The sequence below is a fragment of the Aeromonas sp. 61P genome, assembly GCF_051919545.1.
Lineage (GTDB): Bacteria > Pseudomonadota > Gammaproteobacteria > Enterobacterales > Aeromonadaceae > Aeromonas > Aeromonas veronii.
This window is the reverse complement of the sequence record NZ_JBQBEL010000001.1, coordinates 1,043,911-1,067,684: the sequence shown is the minus strand read 5'-3', so window position 1 is coordinate 1,067,684 and position 23,774 is coordinate 1,043,911. Positions and strand designations below refer to the sequence as shown.

The window sequence follows — 23,774 nt, the reverse complement described above, 5'->3', positions numbered from 1 at the left end:
CATCTCATTTTCTGCCTTTAGACGAGCCGCACAGCATCATATATGCTGGTGTCACCCGAGACGAAAAGGATCTGTTCATGTCCCCCGCCAAGCCCAAGAACACTTGGTCTTTGATCACCCGCATGCGGCTGGGCCTCCTCTTGCTCTTTATCCCAGTGTTGCTGCTCGGCAGCATCTACTACCTGCATATGGAGCGCACCCTGCGCCACGAGCAGCAACAGAACCTGATTGCTCGCAACACCCAGTATTTCCATACCCTGATCGAACCCTATCTGGCGACCCTCAAACGCCAGTTTACGCTCATTTATCAGCAGGTAAATTATCAGGATTTCAGCGGCCCGGAGATCCTTAACGGCGAGCGCTACCTGCAACAGTGGCAGGCCTATCACAAGGTGATGGAGCTCGATTACGTCTATGTAGGTACCGAGCATCGCAAGATGCTGATCCACCCCTCCTGGCAGGCCGACGAGAAGTTCGATCCCAGAACCCGCCCCTGGTATCTGCTGGCATCCAGCCATCCCGGACAGATTGTCTGGACCGATCCTTATTACGACTACACCTTGGGCACCCTCACCATGGCGCTGGCCCGGGTGATTGAAGATCCTGACGGCAAGCGGGTTGGCGTACTCTCGCTGGATACCCAGCTCACCCCCCTCGCCAGCTGGCTAAACAGTCGGCATGCTCAGAGTCACCATCTGGGTAATGGCTATCAGCTCCTGCTCAACCATGACGGGCTGGTGCTGGCCCATCCGGATCGTGAACGGGTATTCAAACCCCTCGCCCACCCCGACTGGCTGGCCCGGATGCAACAGCCGCAGGGCTTTTTCCTCGATGATGCCAGCGGCCTGATGGTCTCCTACTACCGCATCCCCGAGCAGCGCTGGATCCTGCTCAGCGTCGAGCCGACTGCCAGCATGCAGCAGGTGATCGACAGCGTCTCCATCAACGTGCAGTTGATGATTGCCGTCGCCTGCATTCTCTATCTGCTGCTGGCCCTGCTCTGGTCCCGCTACTTCCGCCGGATGCTGGGGGAGATCACCCTGCTGATCCGCGCCAGCCGCTCCGGCGGTATCGCCTACAACGGCCGCCGCATGCTGGAGCTGGCCAAGGTCTATGAAGAGATGGATGCCGCCAGCCAGGACTTTGCCCAGATCCGCCTCCAAGCCCATCAGGACAAGCTCACCGGGCTCTACAACCGTCGCTTCTTCGACGAGTGCCTGCAAAAGCAGCTCAACAGTGGCGCCCCCTTCGGGGTGGTGATGTTCGATCTGGATGATTTCAAGCGGGTCAACGATACCCATGGCCATCAGGCAGGGGATGTGGTGCTCAAGCGGGTGAGCAAGCTGGGCATGAATCTGTTCCACGAGTGGGGCTGGTTCTGCCGCTATGGCGGCGAGGAGCTGGTGCTGATCTTCCGTTACGGCGAAGAGCAGCCGATGCTCCCCTCTCTGCTGGAAGCGTTCCGGCTCGGGGTGGAGCAGCTGGAGTGGCGCGAACCCGATCTCACCATCACCATCAGCGGCGGGGTGGCTTTCAGCCGCTCCGGGCTCTCGGCCAAAGAGCTGGTGGAGTTGGCCGACAAGGGGGTCTATCAGGCCAAGCGGGAGGGGAAAAACCGTATCTGCTTCCCGCTGCGCCGCGCCTCTCACCAGAGTGCCGAGGAGGACATTCCCGCCTTTGGCGAGCCTCAGCAACAAACCAACGAGGGGTAGCCACCGCCGCCGGCATCAACCACAACGTCGTCAGTAAAAACAAAGAGAGAGGCTCCAGCCTCTCTCTTTGTTTTTCGTGCTTCTTGCCGCACGTTAAGCCTGTGTGGCGCGCGACTCAGCGCTGCCACTCCCACACCGGCCAGCCCAGCTCCTCGGCCTGCTGACGCAGCGCGGGGGCAGGATTGACCGCATGGGGATGGCTCACCGCACGCAGCATGGGCAGATCGTTGTGGGAGTCGCTGTAGCCAAAGCTCCCCTGCAAGAGATGGTCCCTGCCTGCAAACAGCTGGTTGATGCGGGCCACCTTGCCTTCACGAAAGCTGAGGGTGCCGCGGGTCTGGCCGGTCAGCATCCCCTCCTCCTCATCGAGCAGGATGGCGACGCAGTGATCCATCCCCAGCATCTTCGCCATGGGGGCGACCAGATGCTCGCCGGAGGCGGAGATGAGCACCAGATCGTCGCCCCGCTCCCGATGCCATTCGATACGCGCCAACCCCTCGGGGTAGAGGCGCTCGCGCAGTACCTGCTCGGCAAAGCGGGTCGAGAGCGAGTCGAGCCAATGGCGCGTCTTGCCCGCCAGCGGTTGCAGGGTGAAGGCCATGTACTGGTGCATGTCCATCTTGCCCTGATGGTAGAGGGACATCATGGCCTGCTCCTCGGCGATCATGCTGGCGGGGGCCAGCTCCTCGGCCACCATGTACTCCAGCCAGAGGCTGGCGGAATCCCCGGCAATCAGGGTCTCGTCCAGATCAAACAGTGCCAGTGCCATGAGAGCTCCTTGCGGTAACAACGAAAATGAAACGAGGCGTCATGCTACCTCACAGAGTTGATCCCGGGCCACCGCCAGGGTCACGGCACTGCCGGTGGCCAGCAGATCACCAGCCGAGCGGTTGAGGCAATCCACCGTCAACAGCCCCGCCTCGCACTCCACCTGATAGCGGATCACGTTGCCGAGCAGCTGTCGCTGGCGAACGATGCCGGGCAGGCTCGGTTCGCTGCTGCTCGCCCCCGCGGGCAGCAGGGTAATGGACTCAGGCCGCAGTGCCAACTTGCCCTGAAAACGGGGGCCGAACAGCGACTTGCCCTGCTCTGCGCCAAGCAGGTTGTAGTTGCCGATAAAGCCCGCCACAAACTCGCTGGCGGGACGGGTATAGATCTCCTCCGGTGTACCGCTCTGGACAATGGATCCCTTGTTCATCAGGAAGATCCGATCCGACATGGTGAGCGCCTCCTCCTGATCGTGGGTGACGAAGATGGTAGTGAGCTCAAGGCGCTGCTGGATCTCGCGGATCTGCTGGCGCAGGCTGCGGCGGATGCGGGCATCCAGCGCCGAGAGCGGCTCGTCCAGCAGCAGGATCCGCGGCTGAACCACCAGGGCCCGGGCCAGCGCTACCCGCTGGCGCTGGCCGCCGGAAAGCTCGGCCGGATAGCGGCGCTCGAAACCGGTCAGCTCCACCAGCGCCAATGCCTCCTGCACGCAGGCCGCCAGCTCCCGCCCCGGCTGGGGTTTCATCTTGAGGCCGAAGGCAACGTTGTCCCACACAGTCATGTTGGGAAAGAGCGCATAACTCTGGAACACCATGCCGATGCCCCGCTTCTGGGGCGCCTGCCAGGTGATCTCTTCACCGGCCACCCGCACCTGACCGCCATCCACCGGAGTGAGCCCGGCCAGCGCCCTCAGCAGGGTGGACTTGCCGCAGCCGGAGGGGCCGAGCAGGGTCACCAGCTCCCCCTTGCGAATGCCGAATTCGATCCCCTCGAACACCGGCGTATCGCCGTAGGATTTGTGCAGTTGATTCACTTCTAAATGAAACATCTTGGATCACCGATGAAATCTGTTGGCTGCCCAGGTGAGCAGCAGGGTCAGCAGGAAGTAGCTCATCACCAGCGCACTGGTGAAGTGGCCAGAAGTGGCGCGCATGTTGTAGAGGTAGACCTGCAGGGTCTCGTAACGGGTGCCCACCAGCATGTTGGCAAACACGAACTCGCCGAGCAGGAAGGAGAGCGACAGAAACAGCGCCGCCAACAATCCCTTTCGCAGGCAGGGGATCACCACCAGCAGGAAGGCGCGCCGACTACTCGCCCCCAGCAGATGGGCAGCATCCATCAAATCCCTGAGCGGTACCCCTTGCAGGCTGTTGGCCAGCGCCCGGTACATAAAGGGGAGCACCACGGTGAACCAGGTGCCGATCAGGATCCACGGCGTGCCGATAATGGGCAGGACACCATCGGCGTAGATCTGCAGCAACCCCACTGACGAGACCACAGGTGGCACCGCGAAGGGGAGCAGGATCAGCAGGTTCATCCAGGGATCCAGCTTGGGGAAGTAGTAGGCCACCACCAGCACGGTCGGTACCAGCACCAGGGTCCCCAGCAGCAGGGTAGCGAAACAGACCAGCAGACTGCGGCCAAACGCCGCCAGAAAACGCGGGTCGCCCCACAGTTTGAGATACCAGTCGAGGGTGAAGCCGTCCGGCAGCAGGGTCGCCCCCCAGCGGGTGGAGATGGAGTAGAGAAAGGTAGCCAGCAGCGGCAGCAGCAGGGTGGCGACCAGCCCACCCAGCACCCACTTGGGCCAGCGCGGCGTCAAATCATGCATGGGATTGCCCCTTGTTCACATAGCTCTTTTTCAGCAGCCACTGGTTGGCGGCCGTCACCACTCCCAGCAGCACCATCAGGATCACCGCCAGCGCCGCCGCCATATTGGGCTCGAGGAAGATGTCGCCGGAGACCAGACTGGCCACCCGGATGGTCACCAGATTGAAGTTGCCGGTGGTGAGTGCGTAGGCTGAGGCATAGGCCCCCACCGCGTTGGCAAACAGGATGATCAAGGTGCCAAGCAACGCAGGCGTCAGCACCGGCAGTGCCACATGCCACACATACTGCCCCTTGCTCGCGCCGAGCAGCGCGGCGGCCTGTGGCCACTCATCCTGCAAGGCATCGAACGCCGGGTAGAGCAGCAGCAGGGCGAGCGGGATCTGGAAGTAGGTGTAGATGAGGATGAGGCCCGACCCCGAGTAGAGGTTGAAGCCGTCGATCAGCCCCCAGGATTTCAGCAGCAGGGTCACCGCGCCATTGATGCCGAGAATGATGATGAAGGCGAATGCCAGCGGCACACCGCTGAAGTTGCCGGTCATGGTGACAAAGGCCAGCAGCACCCGCTTGACCCGCTCGCCGCTGTGGCGCAGCGCGGCTGCCCCGAGGGTGCCGATGGCAAGCCCCGCCAGACTGGCGATACCGGCAATGCGCAACGAGTTGCCGAACGATTGCAGGTAGAAGGGGGAACTCAAAATCTCCCGGTAGTAGTCGAGACCCCAGCCATCGGGGGTCTGAAAGCTACCCACCAGCACCCACACCATGGGGGCGAGCTGGAACAGGATCATCAACAGGATAAACGGCAGCAATACCAGTGCGGGCAGCCAGTGGCGGCGCACCTTGTGCTTGGTTGCCACGGGTTGATCCACCAGGATCTCGGTGGTGGCAGGCATATCAGTGCACCTCGCGCATAAAGGCGGCCTTGAGCAGCGGTGGCGCTGCCGGCTTGTCGTGGGGGATGCCCAGCAGATCGGCCATCAGGGCGCAGAGCTGGGTCTGGGCGATCACCACGCCATCCGGCCAGCGCTCGATAAAGGCATCGCCAAACAGCCAGAGTGGCACGGTGCGCTCTTCCGGCAGGGTGCCGCCGTGGCTCAGGTCGTTGTTCATGCCGTGATCCGAGGTGACTACCACCTGATACCCCTCCGCCAGCCACTGGGGCAGCAGATCGGCCAGCAGGCTGTCCATCCGGCGCGCCTGATTGCGGTACTGGCGGGAATCGAGGCCAAACTTGTGGCCTGCATCGTCCACCCCCATCGGATGGATCAGCAGGAAATCGGGATCGTATTGGGTTCGCAGCCATTCCCCATCCATCAGCAGATGGCTGTCGGGATAGTTGTCATCCCAGTAGAAGCAGCCGTGCTGGATCGGCAACTGCTCGTCATGAGTAATGCGATCACGGGCAGCCAGCCAGGGGCTGCGGTTGTAGAGTTCGCTCACCCAATGGTAGGCCGCCGCTGCGGTGCGTTTGCCCGCGGCGCGGGCCAGATGGAAGATGGAGTCATGCAGACTGAGGCGACTCACCCCGTTGTGGGTGATGCCGCTCACCACCGGCGGCACGCCGGTCAGGATGCACTCGTAGAGAGGCCGGGAGAGAGACGGCAGGGCAGCATTCAGGGTCGTATGCAGGCCCCGCCCCGCCTCCACCATGCCACCGAGGTAGCCCATGGTGTGGGCTACCTCGGCTGCCAGACCATCCACAAGTACCACTATCACCTTGTGTTGCACTGGATTCCCTTACTGCATGTTGATCATGACGGTTTCTTGCCACTGGCGCGGCAGGGCTTTGGAGCTCTGCTCCCAGGCGGCGTGATCCTGAACCGGCTTGGCATTGGCATACTGCTCGGCTGGCAGCAGCTTGGCCTTCACATCATCCGGCAAAGTCACGTTGCTGCGGATCGGGCGAGCGTAGCCGCGGGCCAGGTTGATTTGACCGGCATCGGAGAGGATGTATTCCCGCGCCAGTTTGGCGGCGTTGGGGTTCTTGGCCCACTTGTTGATGATGGTGGTGTAACCGGCGATGACGGAGCCGTCACTCGGGATCACCACATCAAACTTCTTGGGGTCGATCTGGTCGCGGTAGTTGAGGGCGTTGAAGTCCCACAGCACCCCCACTTCCACCTCGCCCTTCTCGATATTGGCGATGGTGGGATCGTTCAGGGAGAGGCGGCCCTGCTTGGCCAGCTGGCCGAACAGCTCCAGTGCAGGTTTCAGATTCTTCTCGCTGCCACCGGTGGCATAGGCCGCCGCCAGCACGCCGTTGTTGGCTTGGGAGGCAACGCCCACATCACCCAGGGTCACTTTGTAGTCGCCACCCAGCAGGGATTGCCAGCTGGTGGGGGCGGCCTTGACCAGATCCTTGTTGATCAGGAAGGCGATAGTGCCGGTATAGGCCAGCATCCAGTGACCGTCCGCATCCTTGGCCCAGTTGGGAATATCGGCCCAGGTGGAGGGTTTGTAGGGTTGGGTCACCCCCTGCTTGACCGCAACCGGACCGAAGGCGCCGCCCACATCGCCGATATCGGCGGTGGCATTGGCCTTCTCGGCGGCGAACTTGGCGATCTCCTGCGCCGAGCTCATGTCGGTATCCTGATGCTTGATGCCGTAGATGCTGCCCAGCTGCTGCCAGGTATCCTTCCAGTTGGCCCAGCTGTCGGGCATGCCGATGCTGTGGAGCTGGCCTTCACCGCGGGCGGCCTTTTCGAGATCCGCGATATTTTCGGCTGCATAGCTATTTGTGGCAAAAAACGGTTGGCTGATGGCCACCATGGCCAGTGCACTTGCGATCACGCTTTTCATCATCCCATCCCTCTGGACTAGGTCAGTTAAGGTTCGAGAGGGATGCTAGAGGGGAATTATGACGGTGGCGGGGCGCTTTGATGGCAGTTTCGTGACAATCGCCCTGTCATGGCGCTGTCATCCACAGCGGTTACAACTCTGAACCCGAGTGAGGCTGGACTATTCCAGTAAGGGATTGGCCAGCCACCCGCCTTCTGAATAAGCAACAGGGACAAGAGTGTGACCGAGCCGAGATTGAGCGAGCAGAGTGAACGAACAGAGCATGGCCGATGGCCGCTCCTCCTCCAAGTGCGAACAGATTTGCCAGACCCTGCGCCGCTATATCGGCAGCGGCCAATTGGGGGCCGGGCAGCAGCTGCCCGCCGAACGGGCCCTGAGCGAACGCTTCGCTACCACCCGCATCACCATCAAGGAGGCGCTCTCCAGCCTCGAAGCAGACGGCCTTATCTACCGTGCCGAGCGGCGCGGCTGGTTTGTGGCGCCACCCCGCCTCACCTACGATCCCGCCATCCACACCCACTTTCATCAGTGGATCGGCGAGCAGCAACGCACCGCCGAAACCCGGGTGCTGGCCCACGGCAGCGAGCTTGCCAGCAGCGAGCTGTGCCGCTGGATGGGGCTGGAACCCTTCACTCCACTTTATGAGATCCGCCGCCTGCGTCTCATCGACGGCCGCCCGGTGCTGCATGTAAGCCACCACCTGCTGGCGAGCCGCTTTCCCGATATCGCCAGCGCGCCGCTGGCCAGCTCCCTTACCGAGCTCTATCAGCAGCGTTATGGCATAGGCCAAGGTGGGGCGAGTCTCGAGATCACCCCCTCAGCGGCGCGCGGCGCCATCGCCCGCGCCCTCAATCTGGCTGAGGGGAGCGCGGTGCTACGGCTGGTGCGGGTCAACTACGACGAGCGAGGCGCTCTGGTGGATTGCGATATCGAGCACTGGCGGCCGGATGCCATCCGCATTTGTCTGGATACGCGAGCATTGCAGCCGCTCGCAGGCAAGCTGCAACAAACCCGGGTCACCGATTAGACTCCAGCCAACAGAGCGGATCCCGCAGGATCCGCCGGGATCAGTTGTCGATATTGGGGATCATGTCGTCAAAGCTCTGGTAGCCGCAGTCAGCCAGTTGCAGCGACATGGTGTAGGTCTTGGCGTGCTCCTGCTGACCGATGGCGGGGCGGTTGAGCTTGATCTCCTGATGCCAGTACTCCTTCATCCGGTCGATCAGCGCCATCGCCTCTCCCTCGTTGAGGTGCAGCTGGCAGAGCGCCATATAGTTGTTCGACTTGTGCATGTTCTCCACCAGATACTCCCCCAGCACCGACATTGCCTGCCGCGCCTGCTGGCGGGCGAAACGGCTGTGCTGCTCGAAGCTGATCCGCTCGCTGATGAGGAAGTGGTAACTGTTGTCGATACCGAGCTGCAAAATGCCGAGCTTCTCCAGCTTGCGCAGATAGAGGTAGCAGGAGGCATCGGTCAGGCCGTACTCCCGCTTGAGATCGATCAGCGTCTTGTCGCGCCAGAAGATATTGGCGAGAAAGGCGTAGAGCCCCGGCTCGTTGTGAAACGCCTCGTCCTGCTCCTGGGTAAAGACGGCGCGGCGGCTCTGGGCGTCCTGAGTGCGATCCAGCAGCTCCTCGAACGAGAGCCCCACCAGATGGCAGATCTCCAGCAGAGTATCGAACGGCAGCGAGGGCTTGTTCATCATCCGCTTCACGGTCGCGATGGAGACACCCATGGCTTCTGCCAGGTCTGATAGCGGATCCCCTTGTCGGTCAGGGTCTTCTTCAGGGTGTCGAGAATATTGTTGGCCAGGGTCTGGCTGTAGGTCATGCCGCTCTTCCTTGTTATCGCACTTTCATTGCATGGTTATGCCGAGTCAGCTTCTGGCCTGTTTTTACCTTTAAGGCTCAGATATTGACACCGAAAAAACAACCTAGAGAAAAAATCGCCTACAACGCCCATCAGGACAGACCAGTTGAACGATGAGGTCGCAAAATCTGACACCAGACAGTGCATATCTTTCAACCCGCAAACATTTTGCTAGTGCTGCATAGAACATCGCGCATAATCGAAACGTATCGAATTCAAGACCCTTCCTGGTTGAGAAATCGATTGTTTGCTTCCAAATTTTTATCTTTTAAACCGTAAGGTTTTTTCTCTTTCCTGGCATTGGGCGGCGCTGATAGCACCGCCCTTTTCTTTTCCCTGAATTCGCAGGTCAGGTCAAGGGCCCCGGCAAGGGGAAGTGTCACCGGCCACCCGCCGCCCACTGATGCGCCAACCATCACGACCTCTCTGGCAAGGTATCCTAAACTGTCATCAATAGCGTTTCATTGCCATTCAACATATTTAAATGGCTTGATTGGAAGCTTCACTCAATATACAAACGAATATAAGCAAGTAATTTAAAACTCCAAAAACCTATCTTTTAAATGGCTTGCACATATAAGACAACAAAATTAATCAACCAGTACTACCAATATTTACTTATCACTCCCCGCTCCCACCCCAACAACTGCTACCGGGTAAAGAGAAAAGCCACCCACAAGCGCCCATTCGCGTATCTGATGGGCAACATGGCCCACGCAAAAACAGCCTCAAAAGACCACCAAAACCCTCAATGGGAACAATCCCAAACCTCAAAAAGTGCAAAAAACAGGCAAAAAGATAGATTTTTTTCTCACGGTTTCACCTTGAGAGGCATTCAAAAAATAATCGAAAAGAGCCTGGCGCCTGTGAGTGACATCTGAGATACCAATTTTTAGACAACTCATCATGGCAACGCTAGAATGAAAATTAAATACCAATACAAATCAATCACATAGAATCAAAACCAAACTTTCAGCCTGTCATTTACCTCACCAGTTAATTATTTAAACCTCAATAAAGCTAAAACTCTAATAACGCCATTTATTAAACAAAATGCCCCTGCTTGCAGCCAGTCATATTTAGAAGGATGGGGAAATCACTCTCTTGTTATTCAGAAATGTGCTGACTATACTGCGGCCCCTCTGTGAAAGCAGAGCAATGACGGAAATATAAAAAGCTTCATGGATTGAGCAATATAAATCACACGCAGTTCACGCAACACAAGGTTATTTATCCATGAACAAGTTTAATAAAATTGCCGCATTCTCCCTGCTTGCTCTGGCCATGAATGGCGGCGCCCATGCCGAAGGCTGGTATGCAGGTCTGGATCTGACCACCTCCAAGATGGATCTCGATGGTGCTGCCAAAGACGCCTATGACGCCAAAGTGATCGACGACCAGCTCGACGGCGGCAGCCTGATCGTAGGTTACAGCTTCAAACCCTGGCTGGCGGTTGAAGGTGGCCTGCACGCCCAACAGATGGATCAGCTGACCTGGGTAACCTCCCCGATTGCAACCGGCTTTGCCGACACCACCATCGAAACCCGCAGCATCAGCCTGGCCGCCAAGCTGAGCCAGCCGCTGGCCTGGGGCTTCAGCGCCTATGCCAAACCGGGTATCGCCTACACCCGCACCGAAGTGGAAGTTGTCGGCAACGCCACTCTCCTCGGTTTCAGCGGTCAGGTAAACGAGAGCGCAACCAAGAGCAAGGTACACCCCAATCTGGAAGTGGGTCTGGACTACGCCTTCAACGACCACTTCTCTGCCGGTATCGGTTACGAGCGCCAGTTCGACGCCCTGAGCCTGGGTGACGAGCACTACTCTCTGGATACCTTCAAGCTGGGTCTGCGCTACCACTTCTAAGTCGCGCCGCGTCAGTCACAATGCAAAAGGGCCGCAGGTTTCAAACCTGCGGCCCTTTTTACTGCTCTTTTTCCGTACCCCGCGTTAGCAGATCTGGTCTTTACCCAGCTGCTTGGCCTGATAGAGCGCCCGATCGGCGCGCACCATCAGGCTCTCTTTCTGCTCATCCTGCTGATACTCCGCCAGCCCGAAGCTCATGGTAGCGGGCGCGTGGGGGCAGATGGGCTCGCTCGCCATCAATGCCTGAAATTTGCTCGCCACCACCAGCGCATCCTCGCGGCCGGTGTTGGGCAACAACACCATAAACTCGTCACCGCCCCAGCGGGCCAGCAGATCGATCTCGCGGATATGGCGACGCACCAGCGCCACTATGTTGATCAGGGTCTGATCCCCGGCATTGTGGCCATAGCTGTCGTTGATCTGCTTGAAGTTGTCCACATCCATGGCGATCACCGTAAACGGCTGATGGAAGCGGCGCGCCCGCTCGCACTCCAGCTGCAACGCCCGCTCCAGCCGATAGCGGCTGGCGGCGCCAGTCAGGGCATCGGTCTCTGCCAACAGACGGTTCTCCTCGGCTTTCTGTTGCAGCGCCTCGTTGAGTCGCACCAGCTCGGCGGTGCGCTCGGCAACCTGTTGCTCCAGCGACTGATTGCGCCGCTCCAGCTGTTCCAGCAACAACTTGCTGGCGTGGATATCGCGATGGGCGCCGATCATACGCGCCACAGACCCGTCGGGATTGCGCTCAATGATGCGGCCGCAATCCTCAATCCAGAGGTAACTGCCATCCTGGCAGCGGCAACGGTACTCGGCGCGATACTCATGGGCGCTGCCGCTCAGACAGAGATCGAACTTCGCCATCACTGCCGCCAGATCGTCGGGGTGGATCACGTTCTCCCAGGTGAAGACGGTATTGCCGAGGGAGTGAGGCTCGTAACCCAGCATCCGGTACCAGCCCGGGTTGCGATAGACAAAACCGGTATTGGCATGCCAATCCCAGATGCCATCACTGGTCACCTCCAGAATGCCATGCACCACGGCCTCGCTGACATCCGAGATCCTGATCGTGTCACTGTCCTGCACCATAGCAGTTATCCTTGTTCTTCCGCCCCGCGCCACCACGGGGAATCGCGCTGTTGTCGTGAGGCGCTACCTTGGCATATTGCAACAGATCTGTCAGCCAGAACCCCACCGCACCACCGTTTCCACGGTTATCGACCACTCACGGCGCAGGCTGAATCAGGGTGGCCATAAGTGTGGCTCAAGCGCGCCCCATTTACCGGATTTAACTCACGATTCAGTCATTTGGGGGATGGGAATAAATGAGGGGATACCCAGAGGCCCCCACAGAGGTCACTCGGCCAGAGTTAGTCGATAAAAATCCGTCTCCCGATGTTTCGGATTGGGGCGCAGAAACACCCAGCCAAAGCGCCGGTAATGGTTCAAGGCCCGCACATTGGTACGACTCACGGAGAGCATCGCCCATTTACAACCCGCTCCCAGCAACTGCTGGCGAATATAGGCCTGCAACTGCGCGGCCAGCCCGCAGCCACGATATTCGGGGAACAGATAAATCAGCTGCACATAACCGGTCTCGGGCTCATCGGAAAAACTGCGAAACTCCAGCTGGCCCACCCGTTGTTCACCCGCCCAGACATGAAGGTAGTGCCATTGCGCCTTCCCCAGCCTTTCGCGGATCCGCTCCCGATAGCCATCGATAAAGTCGGCAAAGCCGTCATGGGTATGAAAACTGCAGAAGTAGGCATCCCTGCGCGCCTGCACACAGAGCTCGTAATCGCGATCCAGATCGATGGGGTTAAATTCAAGTCTCAAGCAATGACATCCTGTCGTGTGTGGGTTGGATGCAGGGTGTAATAAGCGCAGCGCATTACACCTTTTGGCAGATAAATAGCAGCGGTGCAATTCACTTCGTTCTTTGCACCCTACTCGTTACTCGCCCTCACCCTGCCCTCTCCCGGAGGGAGAGGGGATAAAGCAGCATCGGGGATATGAGGTTGGCCATCGCGTGTATATCCACGAAGCCGAATCTCCCTTCTCCCCTTGCGGGAGAAGGGCTGGGGATGAGGGGAAGGAAAATAATATTTCATGGTAAACATTTGGCTTAGCAGGCGAAGATTCAACCAAGAAATTATTGAGTTTTTTCTCACCATAATTTATTATGTCTTCGCTTACTTATTTAGGAAGTAAGGTGTATCACAAGCTGTCAAGTAGAACGCTCACCAGTACACTGGCTAGCAGACGACTTGCATGGCCGCAGATGGCTAGTAGACTCACGTCGAACACTCCTGCGATGATGGTATCATATATCATATCTGACATTCGTGGCCGACATCATATAATAATATATGATGTTGTGAATGCGTATTTAAGTACGTTTGTTAAGCCCGGATTGGGAATCGGATGGCCACAGTCCTTTACCTTTCCGGGTTTTGCAATTTAAGGCTCAATATGATGAACTCAGAAAATCAATGGTTTCGGAGTCGTGGCTACTTACATTTTGATTCTCCAGTAAAATTACGGAAAGCATGTCAAATTGTCAAATCTCCCCTTAATGTTGCCCAACATGCTTTTTTTCCTCTAATCAAGTACAATATACAAAGCCTTAAAATATCAATAGACAAAGATGGTAATGTTCAAAAGAAAATAAAAACAAGACCAATCTCATACGCATCACATATCGACTCTCACATTTACTCTTACTATGCAGGGTTACTCTCTGATTTATATGAAAAAGCTCTCTCTGAATCGCAATTAGAAGAATCTGTACTTGCTTTCAGATCTCTTGGGAAAAGTAATATTGATTTTGCTAACATTGCCTTTGAAAAAATAAAGGCTCATGGTGATTGCACTGCAATCGCGATGGATATCTCTGGTTTCTTTGATAATTTAGATCATGAAATACTCAAATCAATGTGGTGCAAATTACTCCAAGAACAATCATTACCAAATGATCATTTTAATATATACAGGTCTCTAACTAAATCATCTGTGGTCAATAGAGACCTATTGTATACAGCACTTAAAATATCGAGAAACAACCCCAAAGCTGCAGGATTAAGGCTTTGCAATATAAAAACATTCAGAGAGAAAGTTCGAGGTCTTGGGTTAATAGAAACCAACTCGACTGGAAGAGGCATACCACAAGGAACATCTATAAGTGCGCTTCTGTCTAATATATACATGCTAGATTTCGACAAGAAAATAAAAGACATAGTGACATCTATTTCAGGAGAATACTATCGTTACTGTGATGATATGCTTTTTATCATCGACAGTGATAAAACCCGTGAATTAATCTCTCTGGTAACACAAAGTATCTCCGAGCTAAAAATAGAAATAAATGATAAAAAAACTGAGATTAGAACTTTCCATACATGCCGTGGGGTTCAAAAATGTGACAAGCCACTACAGTACTTAGGCTTTATTTTTGATGGTGAAAGAAAGTTACTTAGATCGGCGGCACTAGCTAGGTTTTCGGGCAGAATGAAAGCTGGGGTTAGGTTAGCTAAAAAGACGCATCAAAAAGCCAACCTTATTGAAGAGGAAAATGGTGTAGCGAAAACACCACTATTTAAGAAGAAAATTTATGAGCGTTACTCGCATTTAAGCAAGCGAAATTTCATCACATATGGCCATAAAGCGGCAAATATAATGGGTTCTAATGCGATTAAAAAGCAATTAAAACCTCTTTGGGGGCGACTGCTCAAAGAGATGAATGAGCAATAATTTTCCACTCCTAAAAACATACGTTGACGGCGGCAACTCCCTTTACCGCCGCCATCAATCACTCCCCCAACCTCTCCGCCAATCCGGAATAACGCTCGGTCTTTTTCCGTACTGCCTGTGCCAGCAGGGCGCGATCGCCGTAGAGATCGAGGCGGGCCTTGGCGCGGGTGATGCCGGTATAGACCAGCTCGCGGGTCAGCAGCGGGCTGGGGCTGTCGGGCAACACCAGCACGGTATGGGCAAACTCCGAACCCTGGGATTTGTGGATGGTCATGGCGTAGACCGTCTCGTGGGGCGGCAAGCGGCTGGGCAACAGGGCGCGCAGGGTGCCGTCCGGCTGCTCAAACCATACCTTGAGCCGCCCAGTTTCATCGGGCAGGCAGAGCCCCATATCGCCGTTGTAGAGGCCGACCCCGTGATCGTTGCGCACCACCATCACCGGGCGACCGGCATACCAGTCGCCATCGCGGGCAATCAGGCCGGCCCGTGACAAGGCGAGTTCGAGCCGCTCGTTAAGCCCCAGCACCCCGAACGGGCCGTCACGCAGGGCGCAGAGGATCTGGAAGCTGTTGAATGCCTTGAATACGGCGGCAGGATCTTCCCCCGCGCGGGCCGCCTTCAGATAGCTGCCGTAACCGGCCACCCCCCGGGCAATCAGGGCATCGTAGGCCTCCCCCGCCCAGGGGTGCAGGCTGATATCGGCAAAGCCCATGCTCCAGACAGCTTCCACCGCCGTGGCATCGCCGCTGTTGCAGGCGCGCGCCAGCTGGCCGATGCCGGAGTGCTGATCAAAGCGCCAGCTCTTGGCCAGCAAACAGAGGCTGTCGCGCACCGGTGCCCCTGCTGGCGTGCCCTGCAAGCGGTAGCCGGTCTGGCGGGAGAGCCAATCCGCCTGCGCCGGGCTGATGCCCTGTTCGATAAAGCTGCAGATATCGCCGAGCACGGCCCCCGCCTCCACCGAGGCGAGCTGATCCTTGTCGCCGAGCAGGATCAGGCGGGCGTGGCTGGGCAGCGCATCTAGCAGGCGCGCCATCATCGGCAGGTCGACCATGGAGGCCTCATCCACCACCAGCAAGTCGAGGTGCAGCGGGTTGCCCGCGTGGTGGCGGAACTGGCTGCGCCCCGGAATGACCCCGAGCAGCCGGTGCAGGGTGCCCGCCTCGGTGGGGATCGCCTCCACCCACTCGGGGGGCAGATCGAGAGCCTGCAGGGCAGAGCCGATACTCTCGGTCAGGCGCGCCGCCGCCTTGCCGGTGGGGGCCACCAGCCGGATCGCCGGTGCCTTGCCTGCTTGCAGCCCGGTCTCCACAAGAATGGCGAGCAGCTTGGCGACCGTGGTGGTCTTGCCTGTGCCGGGGCCGCCGGAGATCACCGCAAAGGGGCGCGCCGCCGCCGTGGCCGCCGCCAGCTTCTGGCCGTTGCAGCAGAGCGCCTCGGGCACCAGCGCATCCAGCTTGCTCAAATCGCTCGCCGCCTGGGCGCTGGCGAGCAGCGCCTCGATGGCGGGCCAATCCACTTCATTGGGTAACACCAGATCGAGATACTTTTCGATAAAGTGGCGGGCCGAGAAGTCGGGGGCGAGGCGGGCCTTGAGCAGCGCCGCGAACACCAACCCGTAGTCGCGGGCAAACAGCCGCGACAGGGCCGGGGCAATCTCCGGCCATTCGGCGCGCTCGCTCAAAGCGCGCAGATGGCGGGCCACCCCCAGTTCAAAATCGTGGTAGCGGGTGAGGTAGAGCCGCCCGTGCCACAGCCGCAGCGGCCAGCGCGGGGCACGCCCCTCATCCTGCTCGGTGCCAACCAAGGGACTAGCCGCAAACAGGGCGGGCCAGCGGGCAGGATCCGCCAGATCAGACAACAGATCCCGGCTCTGCTGGGGATCCAGCCCGAACGGGCGCAGGGATCCGGCAGTCAACATTTCAAGCGGCAGACAGACATGGCCGCGCCCCAGCTCGAAGCAGGCGAGCGCCGCCCCCAGCACCAGCTCGGGGCTGCCACCAAGGTCGGCCACCAGCCTGGCAAATTGCAGATCCAGCTGGCGGATACGGCCAGCCAGCGCCAGTGTTTTGAGCCGTTCAACCATCATTGCGCTGGTCGCGGTGCTGATCATGGTGCCGCTCATGCCTCTACCTCGTTCAATGCTTGGGATCCCGCTGCTGGCAGCTCACTGCCTTCGCGAAACAACTTATCCAGCCCCAGCACCAGTTCACGGCTCGGGCGGGTATGGAAAATGCCCCCCTGCGGCATGCCGCGCAGGAACAGATAGAAAACGCAGCCAAAGTGCTGCTCGAAGTCGTAACCCGGCAGGCGCAGGGTGAGCAGCCGGTGCAGCGCCAGCGAGTAGAGCTGGTATTGCAGGTCGTAGCGGTGCTCGGCCATCGCCCGCTCCAGCGCCGGACGGCTGTAATCGGCGGGGCTCATGCCGAGGTGGTTCGATTTGTAGTCGAGCAGATACCAGCGACCCTGCCACTCGAACACCAAGTCGATAAAGCCCTTGAGCATCCCCTGCACGGTGGCAAAGCTGAGCGGCTTGTTGCCCCGCGACAGCGGGTCGTGCTGCTGGCAGAGGGCCGTCAGCGCCGGTGCCGTCACCCGCCCCATGGGCAGGAAGAACTCCAGCTCCACCTGTTTGCGCTCGGGCGCCAGATCCCGCAGCCGCACCGGCTCACCAAAGCCTGTTTCCAGCGGGGTATCCAGCACCGCCTCCACCTGCTGTTGCAGCACCGGTGCCCAGCTTTCGTCGAAGCCGTCTTGCAGCAACAGACTGGCGATATGCTCTGCCAGCGGCTCGCCCGCAGCGCTCTGAAAATCGATGGTCTCGAACAGGCTGTGCAGCAGGGTGCCGGGGCGCGCCCCTTTCGGGAAGGTAAAGATGGAGGGCTGGGGTGCCTCGTCCGGTTGCTCGGAAGCCAATGCAGCCGCCTCGGTCACCACCTCGTCATCGAAGCCGGGGTTGGCAAGCACGCCCTTGCTGTGACCATGGCCCTGCGCCGCCAGCCCGGAGTAGGAGCTGATCCACCAGTCCCGCTCAAGGGCGCCGCTAAAGTGGCGCACCTGCGGCTCGCCCAGCTGCTCCTCCTCTGGTGGCAGCGGGGCCGGACGGGTGAGCGAGGGCTCACCGACGGCCACTCCGGGCAGCGCCTGTGCCAGCTCGGTGAGGGCGGTCGCCAAGGTTTCGGCATCCCCCTCCTCGCCCTTTTGCAGCAGGTAACCGATGGCGGTGTGGTGCAGGTCGGTCTTCTCCGACTTGCCCGCCCCCGCCCGCACCGGCGCCAGCCCCAGCCAGGTGGCGTAGACGCCCCGGGTCAGCGCCACATAGAGCAGCCGCAAATCTTCGGCAAGGCGCTCCCTGTCCGCTTCGGCGAGCGACGAGTCGGCGCCGGTCAGATCGAGAATGGTGCGATTGCCCGCCTCATCCGCCTCGTGATAGAGCGGGGTCTCGGCGGTTCTGTGGCTACAGATAAAGGGCAGGAACACCAGCGGGTACTCCAGCCCCTTGGATTTGTGGATGGTGACGATCTGCACCAGCTTGCGCTCGGATTCGAGGCGCAGTACCTGCTCCGCATCCTGCCCGTTGGGGCGGCTCACCGCCTCCCCCAGCCAGCGCAGCAGGGCATACTCCCCGTCCAGCTCGCTGCTCACCTGTTGCAGCAGCTCGCCAAGATGGAGGAAGTTGGTCAGCCGCCGCTCGCCATAGGGGCTCGCCAACAGCGAAGAGGCAAGATTGCGCCGATGCAGCAGGGCCCGCAGCATCGCCAGCACGCCGCGGCGGTGCCAGATCTTGCGGTACTCCATAAACTCCTGCACCGCGCTCTCCCACGCCCGTTCGTCGCTGGCCAGTCCATCGAGCGCCCTAGCATCCAGATCAAACAGCCCGGTGGCGAGCGCCGCCCGCAGGCTGCGCTCTTCGCTCGGGTTCTGGCAAGCGTGCAAAATCAGCAAAATCTCCCGCGCCTCCGTCTGCTCCAGCACGCTCTCGCGGTTCGACAGATAGACGGAGGCGATGGCGAGGCGCGCCAACTCCTGCTGCACCAGCTTGCCCTCGGCGCCGGTACGCACCAGCACGGCGATATCTCCGGCCTTGACCGCTTTGTCACCGATCTGCGCCTTGCCCTCACGGGCCTGGGCCAAGAGGCGGTGGATCTCGGCGGCGGTGGCGCGCGCCATCTTGCTCTGGTAATCCCCCCGGTTGAAGGTCGGCTGGCCGGTCAGCTGCCAGCAGTGGAGCACGGGCGCGGTGGCACCATCGAGCAGCAGCGCCTTGCTCTTGCCCTGCGCCTCCACCGGCAGGAAGGGGATATCCGCCTCGTAGATAAAGGGATCTTTTGCCCGCTCGAACAGGCCGTTGACCGCCCCCACCAGCGCACTGCTGGAGCGCCAGTTGCGCCCGAGGGTGTAGTGGGCGCTCACATTTCGCCGCGCCTGAATGTAGGTAAAGATGTCGGCGCCGCGAAAGCCGTAGATGGCCTGCTTGGGGTCACCGATCATCAATAGCGCCGTGTCGGTGTGGCCGCCGTAAAGCCGATGGAAGATTCGGTACTGCTGGGGATCGGTATCCTGAAATTCATCGATCATCGCCACCCGGTAGGTGGCGCGAATCCGCTCGCACAGCCGCTCGCCAAGGCTTGAGCCGAGCGCCCCGTCGAGATCTTTGAGCAGATCATCGAACGAGAGCTGATGAGCTTGGCGCTTGCTGGCCTGCATCCGGCTGCGCACCACCTTGGCCGCCCGTTGCAGGATCAGATCCCGAATACCGGGGCGGCTCGCCAGCAACTCGTCTATCTGACTGAACAGCGGCAGGGTCGGCACAGCGCCCCCCTTCTTGAGGTTCTCCTCCAGCACCGTCTGGCCGAAGCGCTCCAGCTCCTTGGGGATGGCGTAGCCACTGCTCTCGTCCTGTGCCCAGTCGGCTATCTTGGCAAGCCACCCTTCGTAGTTCTTGCCGGTGTAGCGGCTGATCTGGCCGTCGGTCTGGCGGCGGATCTCGTCCGTCTGCGCCAGCCATTCGCTCTTCACTGCCGCGATGCGGCTCATGGCCGCCTGATGGCGAGCGGCGAGGGTCTCATCCCCCAGCGCGGGGTGGATCTCCAGCTCGCTGTTGTCGAGCCAGCTGCCCATCTCCCGCAGCAGGGCGGCGGGACTCGGCCAGAGTGCGCGCACGGCGCTGGCGAGGGCTTTATCCACCGGATAGAACTCGGCGCGCCAGTAGTCGCTCACCGCCTGCAGCCTGAGCTGGCTGTCGTCGGTAAGAAATTCGGTTTCAAAGAGGGCGCCCGACTCGAAGGCGTTCTGTTTCAGCATCCGCTGGCAGAAGCCGTGGATGGTAAAGACCGCCGCCTCGTCCATCTGCCGCTCGGCAGCCAGCAGGCGGCGGGCTGCCAATTCGTGATCCTCCACCTCGGCCAGCAGTTGGGCCAGCAGGGCATCATTGCTATGGCCGCGCATAAAGGCGAGGCGCGCCTCGTGGATGCGACCGCGGATCCGCCCGCGCAGCTCGGCGGTGGCCGCTTCGGTAAAGGTCACCACCAGAATTTCGGTCACTGACAACGGCCGTTCATGGGCGCTCGGCTGACCGGCATCAGCGCCCTCTTCGATGAGCGGGCCGTGGCCCAGCAGCAGGCGCAGATAGAGACCGGCGATGGTGTAGGTCTTACCGGTACCGGCGGAGGCTTCGATCAGTCGTTCACCATGGAGGGGAAAACGCAGGGTATTGAGCGGGTTAGCCATTATTTCAGCTCCTCCAGGGTCCTGAGCAGCGGGGTCAGGTGTTCGCGGGCCAGCGCCTGTAACTGCCCAAGCACCTCGTCATCGAGTTCGGGGAAGCAGCGGGCGACGTAAACGTCTTGCCCCTCCCCATTGATCATCCAGCCGCCGTTGAAACGGGTGAGAGCCGCCTTGTCGGCCGCCTCCGGTTTGTCCGGATCCTTCTCGATCGCCTTGAGCCAATCCCAGGCGGTGTTGGGGAAGAAGGGCAGCGGCCGCTTCATCCCCTGCGCCCAGCACGCCACCAGCGCCGCCAGCTTGGGCCGCGCCTCGTCGGCAGAGAGCTTGGGCAATCGCAGACTCTGTTTGGCATCGAACAGCAGGGTGTCGCCGGGGGCGCCGCTCAATGAGAGGCAGAGGTGCTGGATCCAGCCCAGCAGCAGATCCTTGCCGTTGAAGCTGCCGGGTTTGACCACCAGCAAGCGCCCCTTCTGGGTGTCGATCCACCCTTGCAGCTGGCCCTGAGTGAGGGAGATATCGATCTCCACCGCCTGTTTTTCTGACTCATTGGCCGCAACCCATGGCCGCAGCCGATCCGCCAGCTTGCCCATCTCGGCATCCAGATCGTCCAGCAGCAGGCTGCCGAACCACCCTTGCGGCAGCAGGCCGGTGAGCTGCAACCGCTCGCGCCGCTCGGTACTTTCACCTTCCGCCAGATGGGCATCGAGCAGCAGATCTTTCAGCTGATAATGTTGCAGGCCATCCAGCTCGAACGGCTCGCTGTCCTCGATATTGGCTTCGTTCAGCTCAAACCACACCTTGAGGCGGCGGTTGAGGAAATATTTGGTGGGCTGGCGATAGAAGCGCAGCAGCTCCGCCAGCTCCAGCCCCTGCTCCTTGCCCCATTCGGGAGGTAAAGGCAGCTCGCCGCTCTGGAAGTTGGCCGCACCACGCACCGGATTGAGGGCGGGTAGCCAGTCGGCGGCATAGGTAAAGAGGCGTGAACCCGCCTCCGGATAGAAGTAGTTGCGGCTGTAGGGGGTGAGCGGATGCGCCACCATCAGGTGGTTGAGCAGCCGCTTGCCGGAGGTTTCGTCGTCGAGATCCTCATCCCCCGCCAGCACAAAACCCTGCCGCACATAGTCGATCAGCTCCGCCAGCAGCACCGATGGCACCTTGTCGCTGTTGTCCTGCGCGCTGAAGCCCTGATAGCTGATGTAGAGCCCCTGCTGGGCACTGAGCAGCGCCTCGAGGAAGAGGTAGCGGTCATCATCGCGGCGGGAGCGATCCCCACGCCGCGACGCTACCGCCATCAGATCGAACCCCATGGGAGCCAGGGTGCGCGGGTAGACGCCGTCGTTCATGCCGAGCAGGCAGACCTGCTTGAAGGGGATGGAGCGCATCGGCATCAGGGTGCAGAAGTTGACCTGACCGGCGAGGAAGCGCTGGCTGGAGCGGGACTCCCCCAGCACGCTGCCGAGGTAATCCTGAAGCAGATCTGCGGTGATGGGCTGCTCGAAGCGAGCCTCGCCAAGCCGGGTCTGCCACTCGGCCAGCTGGCTGCGAATGAGCTGGAGCTGACGCTCTTCATCCTCGTCGGCCAGATAGAAGCGCTCCAGCAGCGCCAGCAGGCAGGCGTTCCACTCGGCTAGCGGCTGGGCCTGTTGCAGGCAGGGTAGGAATTCTGCCAGCGAATCGACAAACCAGGCGAGCTTGCCGAGCGCCAGCCCCTGCTGCCCCTCGATATCGGCGTAGGGCAGGATGCCCGCCACCGGCTCGCCATCCCCCATGGCAAAGCCGAGCAGCATGCGGCGCAGGCCGAACAGCCAGCTGTTGCCGGACATGGGCGGCAGATCGAAGCGGACTGGGTAACCGTCATCCAACCCCCAGCGGATGCCGGTCTCCTGTACCCAGACCCGCAGCTGGTTGAACTCGTCGTCATCCAGCTCGAAGCGGCGCAGCACGGCGGGCACTTCGAGAATGGCGAGCAGCTCCCCTGCCCCGAAACGGGCGTTGGGCAGCCTGAGCAGGGCGAGGAAGCTTTGCAGCAGCGGGCTCTCCTGACTCGCCGCCCGATCCGAGACCGCAAACGGGATCTGGCCCCGCGCGCCAAACACCGCCTGAATGTAGGGGCCGTAGCTGTTCACATCCGGCATCATCACCACCACATCTTTCGGGGTGAGGGTCGGGTCCTGCTCGAACAATGCCAGCAGCCGGTCGTGCAGCACTTCAAGTTCCCGCATCGGGCCGTGGCAGGCGTGGATCTGCAAGGATCCATCCGCCGGATCGATCGGGCTCTTGTGGTGGCTGCTGTCGAGATCGAACTGACCGGCGCCCCGTTCGGCCAGCTCCAGCACATCCTTCTGGATGGCATGCAGCAGGCTGACATTGCCCTTGGCGTCTACCTCGTCGATATCGACGAAGGCCTCGATTTGCGGCACCTCCAGCTCCATCAGCTGATGCAGGTAGTCGCGTCCCAGCTTGCCCATGGAGGCGAGCAGCGGGTTGGCGGGGCCCTGCAATGTCTCGATATCGGTGCCGGGTTTGAGCTTGTTCTCCAGCCGAGCCAGCGTCTTGCGATCCAGCAGATCCCCCCAGTAGTAGCGGCAAGGGTTGGTGACGAACAGGTGCACCTCCACCTCCGACCGGCTGCCGAGGGCCAGCAGCGCCTCCACATAGCGCGGCGGCAGCGCCGAGATGCCGAACACAAAGACCCGCTGCGGCAGCTTGCCCGGCAGATCGGCGGTGCGCGCCAGCTCGTGGATAAACTCCTCGTAGAGGTTGGCGCGGTGGTAGCCGCTCGGAGAGAGCGCCAGGGTGCGGGCCACCAGCTCGCGCCACAGCTCGGGCTGCCAATCCTGACCGCTCACCCCGGCCAGCTCCTGACTCAATCCTTCCCCCTCTTCCCAACGGGCGATCCAGTCCGGCCGGTAGACCAGATACTGGTCAAAGAGATCCGCAACCTTCTGGCAGAGCTGCCACAGCCGCACCTGCTCGGGATCCCTGGCGGGATCCTCCTCATCTCCCCCGCCCAGATAGGCGGCGAGCGGGGCAAAGGCAGGGCGATCCAGCAAGGCAGGCAGAATGGTCATCAACTGCCAGCTCATGGAGCCTTTGTTGTAGGGACTCTGGCGCGGCACATCCGCCAGCACCCGGGTGAACATCTCCCAGATAAAGCTGGCGGGCAGCGGAAAGTCGATATTGGCGGCGATGCCGAAGGCTTTGGCCAGCTCCAGCTTGAGCCACTGGGCCATGCCCGGACTCTGCACCAGGATCTGCTCCCGATCGAAGGGGTGAGAGAGAGGGGCCCGCCGGATGCGGCTCACCAGCAGCTCTTTGAGCAGATCCAGCTGATTGGAGTGGTAGAGGGTAAACATGAGCAATTCCCGCCTGTGGATGAGAGGGGGCGAGGGAAAAGGCGAGCCATTTCCGTCACTTCACAAGAGAGGGAATTGTCGGGGATCGGGGGATAAGATGCAAAAGGCACT

At 60.1% G+C, this 23,774-nt stretch carries 16 protein-coding genes and 1 pseudogene; 4 read left to right on the top strand and 13 right to left on the bottom strand.

Annotated features, from left to right (window positions below; all coding sequences use genetic code 11):
• Positions 1–77 precede the first annotated feature (77 nt).
• Entirely contained in the window at positions 78–1,712 is a 1,635-nt protein-coding gene (locus tag ACTG2O_RS05135; protein ID WP_439975415.1) for a sensor domain-containing diguanylate cyclase, read from the top strand.
• A 115-nt stretch (positions 1,713–1,827) separates the two neighbouring features.
• On the opposite strand, the gene ACTG2O_RS05130 is transcribed toward ACTG2O_RS05135, so the two are convergent.
• Genes ACTG2O_RS05130 through ACTG2O_RS05105 form a run of 6 tightly spaced genes read right to left on the bottom strand, consistent with a single transcriptional unit; the run spans position 1,828 to position 7,106 of the window.
• Entirely contained in the window at positions 1,828–2,481 is a 654-nt protein-coding gene (locus ACTG2O_RS05130; protein WP_439975414.1) for an HAD family hydrolase, read from the bottom strand.
• Positions 2,482–2,520: 39 nt separating this feature from the next.
• Positions 2,521–3,528, bottom strand: a complete 1,008-nt coding sequence (locus ACTG2O_RS05125) for an ABC transporter ATP-binding protein (RefSeq protein WP_439975413.1) — start codon at positions 3,526–3,528, stop codon at positions 2,521–2,523.
• Between the two features lie 6 nt (positions 3,529–3,534).
• Positions 3,535–4,311 (bottom strand): ABC transporter permease, encoded by a 777-nt coding sequence (locus ACTG2O_RS05120; protein ID WP_005355251.1) that lies wholly within the window; start codon positions 4,309–4,311, stop codon positions 3,535–3,537.
• Complete coding sequence (locus ACTG2O_RS05115; protein WP_439975412.1) at positions 4,304–5,200, bottom strand: ABC transporter permease; 897 nt, start codon at positions 5,198–5,200, stop codon at positions 4,304–4,306. The genes ACTG2O_RS05120 and ACTG2O_RS05115 overlap by 8 nt, the downstream gene beginning before the upstream one ends.
• A gap of 1 nt (position 5,201) precedes the next feature.
• A complete protein-coding gene (locus tag ACTG2O_RS05110) occupies positions 5,202–6,035 on the bottom strand; it encodes an alkaline phosphatase family protein (protein ID WP_439975411.1) in 834 nt (277 codons plus the stop codon).
• Positions 6,036–6,044: 9 nt separating this feature from the next.
• The gene (locus tag ACTG2O_RS05105; RefSeq protein ID WP_069528475.1) at positions 6,045–7,106 is read right to left on the bottom strand and encodes an ABC transporter substrate-binding protein; all 1,062 of its coding nucleotides are present in this window, start codon (positions 7,104–7,106) and stop codon (positions 6,045–6,047) included.
• 262 nt (positions 7,107–7,368) lie between these two features.
• On the opposite strand from ACTG2O_RS05105, the gene ACTG2O_RS05100 reads away from it, so the two are divergent.
• Positions 7,369–8,133 (top strand): UTRA domain-containing protein, encoded by a 765-nt coding sequence (locus ACTG2O_RS05100; RefSeq protein ID WP_234917264.1) that lies wholly within the window; start codon positions 7,369–7,371, stop codon positions 8,131–8,133.
• 40 nt (positions 8,134–8,173) lie between these two features.
• On the opposite strand, the pseudogene ACTG2O_RS05095 reads toward ACTG2O_RS05100, so the two are convergent.
• Positions 8,174–8,937 (bottom strand): annotated as a pseudogene (locus tag ACTG2O_RS05095) (helix-turn-helix domain-containing protein).
• Positions 8,938–9,191: 254 nt separating this feature from the next.
• A complete protein-coding gene (locus tag ACTG2O_RS05090; RefSeq protein ID WP_139460851.1) occupies positions 9,192–9,392 on the bottom strand; it encodes a hypothetical protein in 201 nt (66 codons plus the stop codon).
• Positions 9,393–10,212: 820 nt separating this feature from the next.
• On the opposite strand from ACTG2O_RS05090, the gene ACTG2O_RS05085 reads away from it, so the two are divergent.
• Entirely contained in the window at positions 10,213–10,839 is a 627-nt protein-coding gene (locus ACTG2O_RS05085) for a porin family protein (RefSeq protein ID WP_043821800.1), read from the top strand.
• 84 nt (positions 10,840–10,923) lie between these two features.
• Here the strand turns inward: ACTG2O_RS05085 and ACTG2O_RS05080 are convergent, their stop codons facing one another.
• Together ACTG2O_RS05080 and ACTG2O_RS05075 are read right to left on the bottom strand one after the other, a co-directional pair.
• Entirely contained in the window at positions 10,924–11,922 is a 999-nt protein-coding gene (locus ACTG2O_RS05080; RefSeq protein ID WP_064339185.1) for a sensor domain-containing diguanylate cyclase, read from the bottom strand.
• A 267-nt stretch (positions 11,923–12,189) separates the two neighbouring features.
• The gene (locus tag ACTG2O_RS05075; RefSeq protein WP_429054768.1) at positions 12,190–12,669 is read right to left on the bottom strand and encodes a GNAT family N-acetyltransferase; all 480 of its coding nucleotides are present in this window, start codon (positions 12,667–12,669) and stop codon (positions 12,190–12,192) included.
• A 636-nt stretch (positions 12,670–13,305) separates the two neighbouring features.
• Between ACTG2O_RS05075 and drt2 the strand changes: the two genes are divergently transcribed.
• Positions 13,306–14,583 (top strand): antiviral reverse transcriptase Drt2, encoded by a 1,278-nt coding sequence (drt2, locus tag ACTG2O_RS05070; RefSeq protein WP_167573283.1) that lies wholly within the window; start codon positions 13,306–13,308, stop codon positions 14,581–14,583.
• Positions 14,584–14,641: 58 nt separating this feature from the next.
• On the opposite strand, the gene recD is transcribed toward drt2, so the two are convergent.
• Genes recD through recC form a run of 3 tightly spaced genes read right to left on the bottom strand, consistent with a single transcriptional unit; the run spans position 14,642 to position 23,663 of the window.
• The gene (gene recD, locus ACTG2O_RS05065; protein ID WP_439975410.1) at positions 14,642–16,705 is read right to left on the bottom strand and encodes an exodeoxyribonuclease V subunit alpha; all 2,064 of its coding nucleotides are present in this window, start codon (positions 16,703–16,705) and stop codon (positions 14,642–14,644) included.
• Positions 16,702–20,310 carry an exodeoxyribonuclease V subunit beta gene (gene recB, locus ACTG2O_RS05060; RefSeq protein WP_439975409.1) on the bottom strand — a complete coding sequence of 1,203 codons (3,609 nt, stop codon included), beginning with the start codon at positions 20,308–20,310 and terminating at the stop codon, positions 16,702–16,704. Before recB ends, recD begins: the two co-directional genes overlap by 4 nt.
• On the bottom strand, positions 20,310–23,663 hold the full coding sequence (recC, locus tag ACTG2O_RS05055) for an exodeoxyribonuclease V subunit gamma (RefSeq protein ID WP_439975408.1): 3,354 nt from the start codon (positions 23,661–23,663) through the stop codon (positions 20,310–20,312). Before recC ends, recB begins: the two co-directional genes overlap by 1 nt.
• Positions 23,664–23,774 lie beyond the last annotated feature (111 nt).